The organism is Pseudomonas sp. URIL14HWK12:I5 (assembly GCF_900176445.1).
In the GTDB taxonomy this organism is placed as follows: domain Bacteria; phylum Pseudomonadota; class Gammaproteobacteria; order Pseudomonadales; family Pseudomonadaceae; genus Aquipseudomonas; species Aquipseudomonas monteilii.
The window spans coordinates 51,409-64,197 of the sequence record NZ_FWXQ01000012.1; the positions used below are offsets into that span (position 1 = coordinate 51,409).

Here is a 12,789-nt window from a genome sequence, read left to right on the forward strand (position 1 = left end):
CAACTTCTCCGCTTCAAGGACGCTTCGACATGAACAACACGACCCTCAACGCCCTGTTCTCCACCCGCGCCGGCGCTGGCCTCAGCGTGATCCGCATCCTGGTTGGCATCATCTTCATGGCGCATGGCGCGCAAAAACTCTTCGGCCTGTTTGGCGGTTATGGCCTGGAAGGTACCGGCCAGTGGATGGAAAGCATCGGCCTGGCGCCGGGATACCTGATGGCCTTGCTGTCCGGCAGCGCAGAATTCTTCGGCGGCCTGGCCCTGGTGATCGGCCTGCTGGCCCGCCCGGCGGCGCTGGCGCTGACCGTGACCCTGGTGGTGGCGATCTTCTCGGTGCATATCGGCAACGGCCTGTTCATGTCCAATAACGGCTATGAGTTCGCCCTGGCCCTGCTGGCGGGCACTGTCGCCGTCATGATCGAAGGCGCTGGCCGCTTCTCGCTGGACCGCCTGATCGCCCGCTGATACCACCCATGCGGCAAGATCCAAGCCTCAGGCCGATCACTTTCGGTTTGAGGCTTGTATCTTGCCGCTTGTAGCTCTAGCATACCGCCTGCGCCGATTTAAACAGCTACTTGCGGGGCGCAGGAAAGCCCCCATCCGGGTTATCCGAAATACCGCTAAAGCGCTGGTTCGGTGACGCCTCCCACCGCTGCCCAGCGGGATTCGCGAGGCGGAGAGAAGCTCCATGAGTTGCCCACGTACCAGTGTCTGTTTAAGCCCATTGCCTGCCAACCAGGCGTCCCGCACACCGCGCATTCTGCTCGGCGGCCAGCATCAGCCCACCCTTTTGCGTCACCTCGAAGGCCTGTCTCGACGCAAGGGCCAGGCGCGCGCATTTCTGATTCAGTTCGCCGATACCGGCTGCCACCTGGCGCAGTACGGCAATGACCGTTTTGACCTGGCCGTCATCCAGGCTCCGGCGCAGGATGAGGCCGCAGACGTTATTGGCCACCTCACCCGTATCGCGCGCCAAGGCCTGATTACCCGCCGCTAAGGAGTGCGCTGTTGAGCACCAACATCATTACCACGGAAGGCCACGACGCGCTGAAGAAAGAGCTGGACCACCTGTGGCGGGTGTATCGCCCGGAGATCACTCAGAAGGTTGCCTGGGCGGCATCCCTGGGGGATCGCAGCGAAAACGCCGACTACCAGTACAACAAGAAGCTGCTGCGCGAAATCGACCGCAGGGTGCGTTATCTGCGAAAGCGTCTTGAAGATGTGAAGGTGGTGGCTTATTCGCCGCAGCAGGAAGGCAAGGTGTTTTTCGGCGCCTGGGTCGAGATCGAGAATGATGATGGCGAGACCATGAAGTTTCGCATTGTCGGTTATGACGAAATCTACGGGCGTAACGACTACATCTCGATCGATTCGCCCATGGCCCGTGCCTTGCTCAAAAAGGAGGAGGGCGATGAGGTGTTGGTGCATACGCCTACCGGTGAAGCGACCTGGTATGTGAACAGCATCTCGTACGGGCAATAGATTGATGTTGTTTGTGCCGGCCTCTTCGCGGGCGAGCCCGCGAAGAGGCCGGCAAATGTAACACTCAAGTTTCCCGCAACACCGCCAAAGGGCTGGCATTCAACGCCCGCCGCGTCCCTAGCACACCTGCACCGCCCACCAGCAGCGCCCCCGCCAGTGGCAACACCAGCAGCCACGGGTGTGGGCTCCACTGCAAATCGAAGGCATAGCGATACAGCACCAGGGTAATCAGTTCACAACCCACTGCCGCCAACAGCCCACTGGCCGCACCCAGCAAACCGAACTCGATACGCCGCGCCTTCACCAGCAATGGCCGCGCCGCCCCTAGCGCACGTAGCAAGGCACCTTGGCGAATGCGTTCGTCCAGCGTTGCCTGCAAGCCGGCGAACAGCACCGCCAGCCCGGCCGCCAGCACGAACAACAGCACATACTCCACCGCCAGGGTCACCTGGGCGAGGATGCTGCGCAGCTGGTCGAGCAAGGCGTCCACCTGCAGGATGGTCACCGCCGGAAATGCCCGCGACAGCGCCACCACATCCAGGTCGTGGCCGGGTGCCAGGTAGAAACTGGTCAGGTAAGTGGTCGGCAACCCCTGCAGCGTGCCGGGCTGGAAGATCATGTAGAAGTTTGGCTGGAAGCTGTCCCAGTGCACGCTGCGCAGGCTGCTGACCCTGGCCTGGCGCTGCTGGCCGCCGATGTCGAAGGTCAGCAGGTCGCCCATGTGCAGTTTCAGGCTGGTGGCCAGCTCCGCTTCCACCGAAACGCCGGGTATTTCGCTGTCGGCCGGCAAGGCTTGCCACCAACTGCCGGCAGTGAGTTGATTGCCTTCGGGCAGTTCGGCGGCCCAGGTCAGGCTAAGGTCTCGCTGCACGGCGCGTTCACCCGCCGAGTCTTTGCTGACAACTTGCTGCACCGGCTGCTCGTTGATTTGCACCAGGCGCCCGGGCGTAACCGGGTAAAGCGGCGCCGAGGCTGCATTGACCTGGTGCAGGCGTTGCGCGAACGGTTCGCGGTCATCCGGTAGGATGTTCAGGGCGAAATGGTTGGGTGCATCCTTGGGCAGTTGGGCTTGCCAGGTGTCGAGCAGTTCGGCGCGCAGCAGGGCGACCAGGGCCATGGCCAGCAGGATCAGGCCGAAGGCCAGGGCCTGGCCGGCGGCGGCCGTGGGGTGGCGTAGCAGCTGGCCCAACCCCAGGCGCCAGGTCAGCGGTGCGCCGGCCAGCAACTGGCGCAGGCTGCGCAAACCGAGCAACAGCAGGCCGCCGAGCAACAATGCGGCGACCAGGCCGCCACCGAGCAAGGCGAAGGTGAGCAGCAGGTCAAGGCTCAGGCGCCACATGATCAGGCCCAAGGCAAACAGCGCGGCGCCATACACCAGCCAACTGCTGGGCGGTATCGGCAGCAGGTCGCGGCGCAGCACCCGCAGCGGGGGCACCTGGCCCAGTGCAGCGATCGGCGGCAGGGCGAAACCGGCCAGTGCCACCAGCCCGGTCCCGATGCCGGCCAGGGCCGGAACGATGCCACCGGCAGGCACCACGCTTGGCAACAGCCCCTGCAGCAGGCGGAACAGGCCCAGCTGGGCCAGCCAGCCGAGCAGGGCACCGGCCAGGGCGGCGACCAGGCCGAGCATGGCCAGTTGCAGGCAATACAGGCCCAGTGCCTGGCGGCGCGACAGGCCCAGGCAGCGCAGCAGGGCGCTGGCGTCCAGGCGGCGTGCGGCATAGCGGCTGGCCGACAGGGCCACGGCCACGCCTGCCAGCAGCACCGCCACCAGGCTGGCCATGTTCAGGTAGCGTTCGGCCTTGCCCAGGGCGCCGCCGATCTGCTGGTTGCCATCGCGGGTGTCGCGCAGGCGCTGGTTGGCGGCCAGGTCTTTTTCCACGGCCTGGCGGTATTGGGCCAGTACCTCGGTATCGCCACGCCACAGGTCGCGGTAGGTAACCCGGCTACCCGGCTGAATGACGCCAGTGGCCTCGAGGTCGGCCAGGTTCATCATCACCCGGGGGGTAAGGCTGTAGAAGTTGTTGGCGCGGTCGGGTTCGTAGGTCAGCACGCGGCTCATGCGCAGGGTTTTCATGCCCACGTCGATGCTGTCGCCAATCGCCAGGCCCAGCGCCGCCAGCAGGCGGGGTTCGACCCAGGCTTCACCCGGTGCCGGGCCACCGCCAGGCATCTCCTCGGCATAAGGGGCCGGCGCACTGCGTACCTGCCCGCGCAACGGATAAGCGCCGTCGGCGGCCTTGACGCTGGACAGCTGGATGCCATTGTCGCCGCTTACCACGCTGGTGAATTCGACCACCTGTGCATGGCGCAAGCCAAGTGCAGTGCCGCTATCGATCTGCTGCGCACGGGCCGGGGCGCTGCCTTGCAGCACCAGGTCGGCGCCCAGGAATTCACTGGCCCGCAGCTGCATGGCGCCGTTGAGGCGGGCGCCGAAATAGCCGATGGCGGTGCTGGCCGCCACGGCCACCAGCAGGGCAAAGAACAACACGCGTACTTCGCTGGCGCGAATGTCGCGCAGCAGCTGGCGCAGGGCCAGGCCGCACAGGCGGGACAACGGCATGTGGGTCATCAGGCCTCCACCGAGGCCACCAGGCGCCCCGCGTCCAGGCGGATCTGGCGGCGGCAGCGCCGGGCCAGGCGTTCGTCATGGGTGACCAGCACCAGGGTGGTACCGCGCTCCTTGTTCAACTCGAACAGTAAATCGCTGATGCGCTCGCCCGTGTGGCTGTCGAGGTTGCCTGTGGGCTCGTCGGCAAACAGCACCGCCGGTTGTGCAGCGAAGGCGCGGGCGATAGCAACCCGCTGCTGCTCACCGCCCGACAGTTGACGGGGCGTGTGGCTCAGGCGCTTGCCGAGGCCGACCCGTTCCAGCAGTGTGCGCGCGTGTTCGCGGGCATCCCGGCGGCCGTCCAGCTCCAATGGCAGCATCACGTTTTCCAGGGCGTTGAGGCTGTCGAGCAGCTGGAACGACTGGAACACGAAGCCCACATGTTCGGCGCGCACCCGGGCGCGCTGGTCCTCATCCAGGGGGGCCAGGTCATGGCCGGCGAGGATGACCTTGCCGGCGCTGGGCTGATCGAGGCCGGCAAGCAAACCGAGCAGGGTCGACTTGCCGGAGCCCGAGGCGCCGACGATGGCCAGGCTGTCGCCTTGGGCCAGGTCGAGGGAGAGTGCGTGAAGGATGGTCAGGTCACCTTCCGCGCTGGGGACCACTTTGCTAAGGTTCTGCGCAACGAGAATGCTGGGGCCCATGGAGAATCCGATGCGAGTGTGGTGGTTGAGTGCCGGTCTGGCCCTGTATTGCCTGGCCCAGAGCGCGGCGGCGGGAACACTGCTGATTGTTGGCGATAGTATCAGCGCCGGTTTTGGCCTGGATAGCCGCCAGGGTTGGGTCTCTTTGTTGCAGACCCGGCTTAAGGACGAAGGTTTCGACGATAAAGTGGTCAACGCCTCGATCAGCGGTGACACCAGTGCAGGTGGCCAGGCGCGGCTGCCGGCGCTGCTTGCAGCCCATAAACCGAGCCTGGTGGTGCTGGAGCTGGGCGGTAACGATGGCTTGCGTGGGCAGCCGCCTGCGCAATTGCAACAAAATCTTGCCTCGATGATTGAAAGCGCACGCCAGGCCGGCGCCAAGGTCGTGCTGTTGGGCATGCGCCTGCCGCCCAATTATGGCGTGCGCTATACCACCGCATTCGCCAAGGTGTATGAACAGCTGGCGGCGGATAAACAGGTGCCATTGGTGCCGTTTTTCCTCGAAGGAATAGGGGGTGTGCCTGAGTTGATGCAGGCCGATGGCATCCACCCGGCCCAGGGTGCCCAGCAGCGCTTGCTGGAAAATGCCTGGCCGGCGATAAAACCCTTGCTCTGACGCTTTAAACGGGGCCGGCTTTCGGCTAATGTTGCGCCCCCCGTTTCGAGTGCCCCCGATGCCGCGCCCTGCCTGGTCCCTGTATGCCTACCAACTGATCGAGCCCGATGAGCAGCTCGACCTGTTCGCCTGCCAGGAAATCCGCGTTCACCTGGTGGCTCGCCAGCTTGAGCTGGGCGTGCCGGTAGACCGCACCCTGTGCGGCGGCCTGCTGCCTGCGCAGCCGCGCTGGTCGGCCGTGCCGCGCGCCATCTACCGTGACAGCCGCCTGTGTGACCTGTGCCGTGCCATCCTCGATGCCCAGCGGCGCGGCATGCGCCCGGTCTGGCCAGAGCTGCAGGCCAGCTGAGCGGCAAGCACCTTTCATCATCTGAAACGCTTGCATGGGCGCCAATGCCTCCCGCTTGCATCAAGGCGGGTGTACAATCGTTCCTCTTGACCTATCTTTCGAAGGATTTACCGGATGTTGCCGCGCTTTCCTGTCGTCACCCGTAGCCTGTCCCTGGCCGCCCTGCTGGTAGCGGGCCCCGCTGCTGCGCTGGAATTGCCACTGCCACCGCCCGGTGAAGACATCGTCGGCCAGGTGCATACGATCAAGGCCAAGTACGAGGACACGTTCGCCGACATCGGCACCGCCAACGACCTCGGCTATCTGGAAATGATCGCCGCCAACCCGGGCGTCGATCCGTGGCTACCGGGCGCCGGCACCGAGATCATCCTGCCGACCCGCTACATCCTGCCGCCGGGCCCGCGTGAAGGTATCGTCATAAACCTGGCCGAGTACCGTATGTATTACTTCCCGAAAGGGCAGAACGTAGTGCATACCTTCCCGCTGGGTATTGGACGTGAGGGGTGGGGGTCGCCGATCGCCAACACCAAGATCACCGCCAAAACGCCGAACCCGACCTGGACGCCACCTGCCTCTATCCGTAAAGAACACGCCGCAGACGGCGACATCCTGCCGGCCGTGGTGCCGGCAGGTCCGGATAACCCGCTGGGGCCGTTCAAGTTCACCTTGGGCGTGCCGGGCTATCTGATCCACGGGTCGAACAAGAAGTTCGGTATCGGCATGCGTACCAGTCACGGTTGCTTCCGCATGCTCAACAACAACGTGCTGGAACTGTCGAAGATGGTGCCGGTCGGTACGCCGGTACGCATCATCAACGAGCCCTACAAGTTCGGTATCAGTGGCGGCAAGGTCTATCTGGAGGCGCACACGCCGCTGGACGACCAGGGTAACCCGTCGGTGGTCGACAAACACACTGCGGTTATCAACGCCTTGCTCAAGCGGGAAGACCTGGCCAACAACCTGCGCATGAACTGGGACATGGTGCGTGACGTGGTGGCTGCAGAAGATGGCATGCCGGTAGAAATTGCCGTGCCGGTGCAAAACCAGGGCAATGCGCCGATGGTGACGAGCATACCGCCCGAACTGCAGTAAGGTATTCGCGACACACCCGGGCCCGCCTCAGTGCGGGCCTTTTCGTATCTGCGGGGCGCGTTTGCGTTGTATACAGGCAATAAAAAAGCCGACCCACAAGTGGGTCGGCTCCATAACAATCCGTGAGGACTATTACTTGCGGCTGGCTTTGTCCAGCATACGCAGAGCGCGCTCGTTGGCTTCGTCAGCGGTCTGCTGAGCCTTCTGAGCGGCTGCCAGTGCGTCGTCAGCCTTACGGTAGGCTTCGTCAGCACGAGCTTGAGCGCGAGCTGCTGCGTCTTCAGTCGCAGTCAGACGAGCTTCGGTTTCTTTGGATACGCTGCTGCAACCGGTAGCCAGAACTGCGGCCAGAGCCAGAGCAGAGAATTTCAGAACGTTGTTCATCGTGTTCCCCTTCAAGGACTTTCTATTAAATAGCCATCTCTCAGGAAAAGAGAAACTGGCCGGCGTACATAGTACCCATTACTTGTAGTAAGTAAACTGACTGAGCGCAAGAACTGCAAAAAAAATGTTGCTTGACGCCGTGCCGACAAGATTTGCGACGCGTGTGTGAAAAAAACGTGCAGGGTTCGCAAGCGGTTGTACTACAGGAACTTTTTTGTTGAACTAAGGGTGACTTTAACTGTCCTTCGACGTCTTAAGCCCTACAACATCCGGTGGCTGTTGAACGTGCAGGGAAGAGTCGCATTCCGGGCATTTTCGCCATTTTTAGCCGCTACCGCCTTGAGCAATCCCGTTTGCGGCGCCTACTATCTTGTGAGTGCCAGAGAATCCGAACGATTGCAATCGTCCAGAGGTCGAAGGGGCAACAGGTGGCATAGAGGATTCTGTGCCGGATAAACCACCATCGGTGAAGGTATGGGTCTGCCGAGAAGACCTGCGAGGAGTAGTGATGAGCGAAGCGCTGACCATCCACCATGACCAGGCCGGTCATCAGTTCGAGACCAACGTGGACGGTCATCGTGCCTACCTGACGTACATGGATCTGGGCAAGCAGACGCTGGACATCTATCGCACCTTCGTGCCGAACGCCTTGCGGGGCCGCGGGATTGCCGCCGCGTTGACCGAGCAGGCCTTGGCGTACGCCGAGCAAATGGGTTACACGGTCATTCCGTCCTGCTCGTATGTGGAACGCTACATGGAGCGCCAGCAGCGGCATTCCAGCAAGGCCTGAGCTGCCGAAAGGCATCAGATACAAAAACGCCGGGCAATGCCCGGCGTTTTGTTTATTGCAATGCTCAGCCGCGCTTACGCTGCGGTAGCACATCCTTGAGCTTGGTACGCATGCTGCGCAGGGTTTTCTCGGTAGCCGACCAGTCGATGCAGGCATCGGTGATCGAGACGCCATACTGCAACTCTTCCAGGTTTTTCGGGATCGACTGGCAGCCCCAGTTCAGGTGGCTCTCGACCATCAGGCCGATGATCGACTGGTTGCCTTCGAGGATCTGGTTGGCAACGTTCTCCATCACCAGCGGTTGCAGGGCCGGGTCCTTGTTGGAGTTGGCGTGGCTGCAATCGACCATGATGTTGGCCTTGATCCTGGCCTTGGCCAGGTCCTGCTCGCACAGGGCGACGCTGACCGAGTCGTAGTTCGGCTTGCCGTTGCCGCCGCGCAGTACCACATGGCCGTAAGGGTTGCCCTTGGTGGTGACGATCGACACGCCGCCTTCCTGGTTGATGCCGAGGAAGCGGTGTGGCTTGGAGACCGACTGCAAGGCGTTGATGGCAACGGTCAGGCCGCCGTCGGTGCCGTTCTTGAAGCCGACCGCCGAAGACAGGCCCGAGGCCATCTCGCGGTGGGTTTGCGATTCGGTGGTGCGGGCGCCGATGGCCGACCAGCTGATCAGGTCTTGCAGGTATTGCGGGGAAATCGGGTCGAGCGCCTCGGTGGCGGTCGGCAGGCCCATCTCGGCCAGGTCCAGCAGCAGCTGACGGCCAATGTGCAGGCCGTCCTGGATCTTGAACGAGTCATCCAGGTACGGGTCGTTGATCAGGCCTTTCCAGCCCACGGTGGTGCGTGGTTTTTCGAAGTACACGCGCATGACCAGGTACAGCGTATCGGACACTTCTTCGGCCAGCACCTTCAGGCGCTCGGCGTACTCGTGGGCGGCCTTGATGTCGTGGATGGAGCAAGGGCCGACCACGACGAACAGGCGATGGTCCTTGCCGTCGAGAATATTGCGCACCACTTCACGGCCGGCAGTCACGGTCTGCAGGGCCTTGGCGCTGAGGGGGATTTCCTTCTTGAGCTGATCGGGGGTGATCAGGGTCTCGTTGGAGGCAACGTTCAAGTCATCGATCGGTAAATCAGCCATCGTGTTACTCGTCAGGTCACGGGTGCCGGCCGCCAGCTATCCCCGTGCGGCCCAGCAGCAAGAATATTCGCAGCGGGGAGCCGAACCTTAGCGCGTTACAGGTGGCGCGACAATGGGCTTGGCCCAGTCATTGTGGGGTTTTTCCGTGTTCGAGTGCGTTGCGCGCGAATGGGCTGCCCAGCGCTGCGTAACCTGTGTAAAAAGAGGGCTGACTTCATACTCGGAGATCGGCATGCATCCACACACCCCTCGCATCGGTATCATCGGCAGTGGCGCCATCGGCGGCTTTTATGGGTTGATGCTGGCCCGGGCCGGTTTCGATGTGCATTTTCTGTTGCGCAGCGAGTACCAGGCCGTCAGGGAGCAAGGGCTGACCCTGGACAGTGACGTGCATGGTGCGTTGCAGATGCAGGTGCAAGCCTATGCCAGTGCCGCCGACATGCCGCCTTGCGACTGGTTGCTGATCGGTGCCAAGGCCACCAGCAATGATCAGCTCGCACCTCTGGTCGTGCAGGCCGCCGCACCCGGCGCCAAGGTCGTACTGCTGCAGAACGGCCTGGGGGTGGAGGAGCAATTGCGCCCGTCCTTGCGTAGCGACATGCATCTGCTGGGCGGCCTGTGCTTCATCTGCGTCAACCGTCATGCGCCAGGTGTGATCCGCCATCAGGCACTCGGGGCTGTCAACCTGGGTTACCACAGTGGGCCGGCAAGTGACGGCGGTACCGGGCTGGTCGATGAAGGGGTGGCGTTGTTCAAACGCGCGGGCATCGATTCGCAGGGCATGCCAAATCTCGACGCGGCGCGCTGGCAGAAGCTGGTGTGGAACGTGCCCTACAATGGGCTGTCGGTGCTGCTGGGGGCTAGCACCATGCCGCTGATGGCAGACAGTCACAGCCGTGATCTCATCCAGGCATTGATGGCCGAGGTGGTGCAGGGCGCTGCAGCCTGTGGCCACGTGTTGCCTAAGGGGTATGCCGAGCACTTGTTCCAGGTTACAGAGCGCATGCCCGACTACTGGCCAAGCATGTATCACGACCATACGTTCAAACGCCCACTGGAATTGCAGGCTATCTATGCCGAGCCGCTGGCACGTGCGCGTGCGGCAGGTTGCTGCTTGCCGCGTATGGAAATGCTCTATCAGGCGCTGAGCTTTCTCGACAGCAACCACCGGCCTCACTGAGGGCGGCACTGACCTCGGCTGGGCGCTTCAGCCCGCACCAGTAGCGCGCCGGACGGCAAAGCGTGCATCCGGCGCGCTGCTAAGCTGAAGCTTGCTCTGCCGCTGCGGCAGTCGAGGAGGTCGAATGATCCGCTCCATGCTGTACGCCACCGACCTCGGTGTCTACGCACCTTTTGTGATGCAACACGCGCTGGCACTGGCGCGTACGTTCAATGCCGAGTTGTATGTGATCCATGCGGTGGAACCCATGGGGCAGTTCGCCGAATCCCTCCTGCAAAGCTACCTTGATGAGCAGACGCTTGACCAGTTGCACAGCCAGGGCGTGAACACGGTGATGGCCAACATCGAGCAGCGCGTGCTGGAAAACTTTCGTGATGAGCTGGGCGAGGAGGCCGACCTCGCGGTGATCAAGGCGGTGCGGGTACGCCAAGGTGACCCCGCGCAGGTAATCCTTGACCAGGCACAGCGGTTGAGTGTCGACCTGCTGATCTTCGGCAGCCACAGCGCCGGTGCCGGCGTGGATGTACCGCTGGGGCGAACGGCGGTTCGGCTGCTGCAGCTGTCGCCGGTGCCGGTGTACATGGTGCCGTTGGCGCAGCACTTGGGGCGTAGAAAAGCATGAAGATGGCTGTAGGCTATTTCCGGGGGCATGTAACAAAATAGTTCTAGATTTATTTCCAGAACCACTAATATAGTTATATATCGTCGCTGCCTGCTGCCGCGGACTCATCGCTGAACCGAGGGGAACCTATGAAGCTTCAACAACTGCGCTACATCTGGGAAGTGGCGCACCATGACCTCAACGTCTCCGCGACGGCGCAGAGCCTGTATACCTCCCAGCCAGGTATCAGCAAGCAGATCCGCCTGCTCGAAGACGAACTGGGTGTTGAAGTCTTTGCGCGTAGCGGCAAGCACCTGACCCGCGTCACGCCGGCCGGCGAGCGCATCATCAATACCGCCGGCGAAATCCTGCGCAAGGTCGAAAGCATCAAGCAGATTGCCCAGGAGTTCTCTAACGAGAAGAAGGGTACGCTGTCCATCGCCACCACCCACACTCAGGCGCGCTATGCCTTGCCGCCGGTGATCAGTAGCTTCATCAAGCAATACCCGGAAGTGTCCCTGCACATGCACCAGGGTTCGCCCATGCAGATCGCCGAGATGGCAGCAGACGGCACGGTAGACTTCGCCATCGCCACCGAGGCACTAGAGCTGTTCGGCGACCTGATCATGATGCCGTGCTACAAGTGGAACCGTTGCGTGGTGGTGCCGCAGGGTCACCCGCTGGCCAAGCTGCCGAAACTCACTCTGGAAGCGGTTGCCGAATACCCGATCGTTACCTATGTGTTCGGTTTTACCGGGCGCTCGAAGCTGGACGAAGCGTTCAACCACCGCGGCCTCACGCCGAAAGTGGTGTTCACCGCGGCCGACGCCGACGTTATCAAGACCTATGTGCGCCTGGGGCTGGGCGTGGGTATCGTGGCGGGCATGGCTGTGGATGCCAAGCTCGACAGCGACCTGGTGGCGCTGGATGCCAGCGAGCTGTTCGAGGCCAGTATCACGAAGATCGGCTTCCGCCGTGGCACCTTCCTGCGTGGCTTCATGTGCGACTTCATCGAGAAGTTCGCCCCGCACCTGACCCGCGAAGTGATGGCCAAGGCCATTCAATGCCATAACAAGCAGGAACTGGAAGAGCTGTTCGAAGGTGTCGAACTGCCGGTGCACTGATCCGCAAATGCAGGGGCTGCAAAGCAGCCCCGGTTATTTCAAGCCTTGCTGATCAGGTTGCCCGCGTGCAACCCGCATTCCTTCTGTGTCGACTCTTCCCACCACCAGCGCCCCTCGCGCTCATGCTGGTTCGGCAGCACCGGCCGGGTGCAAGGCTCGCAGCCAATGCTGATGAAGCCGCGCTCATGCAGGCTGTTGTACGGCAGCTCAAGCATGCGGATATAACCCCACACTTCCTCGCTGCTCATCTGCGCCAGCGGGTTGAACTTGTAAAGCGTGCGCTCGGGTGTGGAGAAGGCGCTGTCGATTTCCAGTGCCGCTACCTGGCTGCGGGTGCCCGGGCTCTGGTCGCGGCGCTGGCCGGTGGCCCAGGCGCTCACGGTAGCCAGCTTGCGGCGCAGCGGCTCGATCTTGCGGATGCCGCAGCACTCGCCGTGGCCGTCCTTGTAGAAGCTGAACAGGCCCTTTTCTTTCACGAACGGGTCAAGCCTGTCGCGGTCCGGGCTGAGGATTTCGATTGGCAGGTTGTACTGCTCGCGCACCTGGTCGATGAACCGGTAGGTCTCCGGGTGCAGTCGGCCGGTGTCGAGGCTGAACACCTTGACCTGCTTGTTCAGCTTCCAGGCCATGTCGACCAGCACCACGTCCTCGGCGCCGCTGAAGGAGATCCACAGGTCATCACCAAAGTGCTCGAAGGCAAGCTTGAGGATGTCCTGCGGGGACTTGTTGGCATAGGTCGCGGCCAGGGCGGCGACGTCGAAGGGTTGGCTCAT

15 protein-coding genes are annotated in these 12,789 nt (G+C 62.5%); 10 read left to right on the forward strand and 5 right to left on the reverse strand.

What is annotated here, in order from left to right; genetic code table 11:
- Window positions 1–29: 29 nt before the first annotated feature.
- The 3 genes from B9A31_RS24105 (at window position 30) to greB (ending at window position 1,484) form a co-directional block, all read left to right on the forward strand.
- Window positions 30–467 (forward strand): DoxX family protein, encoded by a 438-nt coding sequence (locus B9A31_RS24105; RefSeq protein ID WP_019097176.1) that lies wholly within the window; start codon window positions 30–32, stop codon window positions 465–467.
- A 223-nt stretch (window positions 468–690) separates the two neighbouring features.
- Window positions 691–999 carry a hypothetical protein gene (locus B9A31_RS24110; RefSeq protein WP_019097175.1) on the forward strand — a complete coding sequence of 103 codons (309 nt, stop codon included), beginning with the start codon at window positions 691–693 and terminating at the stop codon, window positions 997–999.
- Between the two features lie 11 nt (window positions 1,000–1,010).
- Entirely contained in the window at window positions 1,011–1,484 is a 474-nt protein-coding gene (gene greB, locus B9A31_RS24115; RefSeq protein ID WP_019097174.1) for a transcription elongation factor GreB, read from the forward strand.
- A gap of 64 nt (window positions 1,485–1,548) precedes the next feature.
- Here the strand turns inward: greB and B9A31_RS24120 are convergent, their stop codons facing one another.
- Window positions 1,549–4,056, reverse strand: coding sequence for an ABC transporter permease (locus B9A31_RS24120; protein WP_027609731.1), 2,508 nt, complete (start codon window positions 4,054–4,056; stop codon window positions 1,549–1,551).
- A complete protein-coding gene (locus B9A31_RS24125) occupies window positions 4,056–4,739 on the reverse strand; it encodes an ABC transporter ATP-binding protein (protein ID WP_027609730.1) in 684 nt (227 codons plus the stop codon). Before B9A31_RS24125 ends, B9A31_RS24120 begins: the two co-directional genes overlap by 1 nt.
- A 10-nt stretch (window positions 4,740–4,749) precedes the next feature.
- Here B9A31_RS24125 and B9A31_RS24130 point away from each other — a divergent pair, with 10 nt between their 5' ends.
- From B9A31_RS24130 to B9A31_RS24140, 3 genes are all read left to right on the forward strand, one after another.
- On the forward strand, window positions 4,750–5,355 hold the full coding sequence (locus B9A31_RS24130) for an arylesterase (protein WP_019097588.1): 606 nt from the start codon (window positions 4,750–4,752) through the stop codon (window positions 5,353–5,355).
- A gap of 58 nt (window positions 5,356–5,413) precedes the next feature.
- Window positions 5,414–5,704: a hypothetical protein gene (locus B9A31_RS24135; protein ID WP_016714754.1), complete on the forward strand. Its 291-nt coding sequence runs from the start codon at window positions 5,414–5,416 to the stop codon at window positions 5,702–5,704.
- Between the two features lie 114 nt (window positions 5,705–5,818).
- Window positions 5,819–6,796, forward strand: coding sequence for a L,D-transpeptidase family protein (locus B9A31_RS24140; protein ID WP_016714753.1), 978 nt, complete (start codon window positions 5,819–5,821; stop codon window positions 6,794–6,796).
- A gap of 132 nt (window positions 6,797–6,928) precedes the next feature.
- On the opposite strand, the gene oprI is transcribed toward B9A31_RS24140, so the two are convergent.
- On the reverse strand, window positions 6,929–7,180 hold the full coding sequence (gene oprI / locus B9A31_RS24145; RefSeq protein WP_003259780.1) for an outer membrane lipoprotei OprI: 252 nt from the start codon (window positions 7,178–7,180) through the stop codon (window positions 6,929–6,931).
- A 508-nt stretch (window positions 7,181–7,688) separates the two neighbouring features.
- Between oprI and B9A31_RS24150 the strand changes: the two genes are divergently transcribed.
- Window positions 7,689–7,970: a GNAT family N-acetyltransferase gene (locus tag B9A31_RS24150; protein ID WP_016714752.1), complete on the forward strand. Its 282-nt coding sequence runs from the start codon at window positions 7,689–7,691 to the stop codon at window positions 7,968–7,970.
- A 64-nt stretch (window positions 7,971–8,034) separates the two neighbouring features.
- On the opposite strand, the gene B9A31_RS24155 is transcribed toward B9A31_RS24150, so the two are convergent.
- Window positions 8,035–9,111 (reverse strand): 3-deoxy-7-phosphoheptulonate synthase, encoded by a 1,077-nt coding sequence (locus B9A31_RS24155; RefSeq protein ID WP_019097589.1) that lies wholly within the window; start codon window positions 9,109–9,111, stop codon window positions 8,035–8,037.
- Between the two features lie 232 nt (window positions 9,112–9,343).
- Between B9A31_RS24155 and B9A31_RS24160 the strand changes: the two genes are divergently transcribed.
- The 3 genes from B9A31_RS24160 (at window position 9,344) to cysB (ending at window position 12,016) form a co-directional block, all read left to right on the forward strand.
- Window positions 9,344–10,291 carry a putative 2-dehydropantoate 2-reductase gene (locus B9A31_RS24160; protein ID WP_084297466.1) on the forward strand — a complete coding sequence of 316 codons (948 nt, stop codon included), beginning with the start codon at window positions 9,344–9,346 and terminating at the stop codon, window positions 10,289–10,291.
- Between the two features lie 124 nt (window positions 10,292–10,415).
- Window positions 10,416–10,913, forward strand: a complete 498-nt coding sequence (locus B9A31_RS24165) for a universal stress protein (protein WP_016714749.1) — start codon at window positions 10,416–10,418, stop codon at window positions 10,911–10,913.
- Between the two features lie 128 nt (window positions 10,914–11,041).
- Window positions 11,042–12,016, forward strand: coding sequence for an HTH-type transcriptional regulator CysB (gene cysB / locus B9A31_RS24170; protein ID WP_010953293.1), 975 nt, complete (start codon window positions 11,042–11,044; stop codon window positions 12,014–12,016).
- A 38-nt stretch (window positions 12,017–12,054) separates the two neighbouring features.
- Here cysB and B9A31_RS24175 read toward each other — a convergent pair whose 3' ends face one another.
- Entirely contained in the window at window positions 12,055–12,789 is a 735-nt protein-coding gene (locus tag B9A31_RS24175; RefSeq protein ID WP_019097591.1) for a phosphoadenylyl-sulfate reductase, read from the reverse strand.

Excerpts from the sequence above, each read along its gene's own strand:
- B9A31_RS24155 (WP_019097589.1), bottom strand. The coding sequence starts at position 9,111 with ATGGCTGATTTACCGATCGATGACTTGAACGTTGCCTCCAACGAGACC.
- B9A31_RS24110 (WP_019097175.1), top strand. The coding sequence starts at position 691 with ATGAGTTGCCCACGTACCAGTGTCTGTTTAAGCCCATTGCCTGCCAAC.
- cysB (WP_010953293.1), top strand. The coding sequence starts at position 11,042 with ATGAAGCTTCAACAACTGCGCTACATCTGGGAAGTGGCGCACCATGAC.
- B9A31_RS24175 (WP_019097591.1), bottom strand. The coding sequence starts at position 12,789 with ATGAGCCAACCCTTCGACGTCGCCGCCCTGGCCGCGACCTATGCCAAC.
- B9A31_RS24135 (WP_016714754.1), top strand. The coding sequence starts at position 5,414 with ATGCCGCGCCCTGCCTGGTCCCTGTATGCCTACCAACTGATCGAGCCC.
- oprI (WP_003259780.1), bottom strand. The coding sequence starts at position 7,180 with ATGAACAACGTTCTGAAATTCTCTGCTCTGGCTCTGGCCGCAGTTCTG.
- B9A31_RS24150 (WP_016714752.1), top strand. The coding sequence starts at position 7,689 with ATGAGCGAAGCGCTGACCATCCACCATGACCAGGCCGGTCATCAGTTC.
- B9A31_RS24130 (WP_019097588.1), top strand. The coding sequence starts at position 4,750 with ATGCGAGTGTGGTGGTTGAGTGCCGGTCTGGCCCTGTATTGCCTGGCC.
- B9A31_RS24120 (WP_027609731.1), bottom strand. The coding sequence starts at position 4,056 with ATGACCCACATGCCGTTGTCCCGCCTGTGCGGCCTGGCCCTGCGCCAG.
- B9A31_RS24140 (WP_016714753.1), top strand. The coding sequence starts at position 5,819 with ATGTTGCCGCGCTTTCCTGTCGTCACCCGTAGCCTGTCCCTGGCCGCC.
- B9A31_RS24125 (WP_027609730.1), bottom strand. The coding sequence starts at position 4,739 with ATGGGCCCCAGCATTCTCGTTGCGCAGAACCTTAGCAAAGTGGTCCCC.
- B9A31_RS24105 (WP_019097176.1), top strand. The coding sequence starts at position 30 with ATGAACAACACGACCCTCAACGCCCTGTTCTCCACCCGCGCCGGCGCT.
- B9A31_RS24165 (WP_016714749.1), top strand. The coding sequence starts at position 10,416 with ATGATCCGCTCCATGCTGTACGCCACCGACCTCGGTGTCTACGCACCT.
- B9A31_RS24160 (WP_084297466.1), top strand. The coding sequence starts at position 9,344 with ATGCATCCACACACCCCTCGCATCGGTATCATCGGCAGTGGCGCCATC.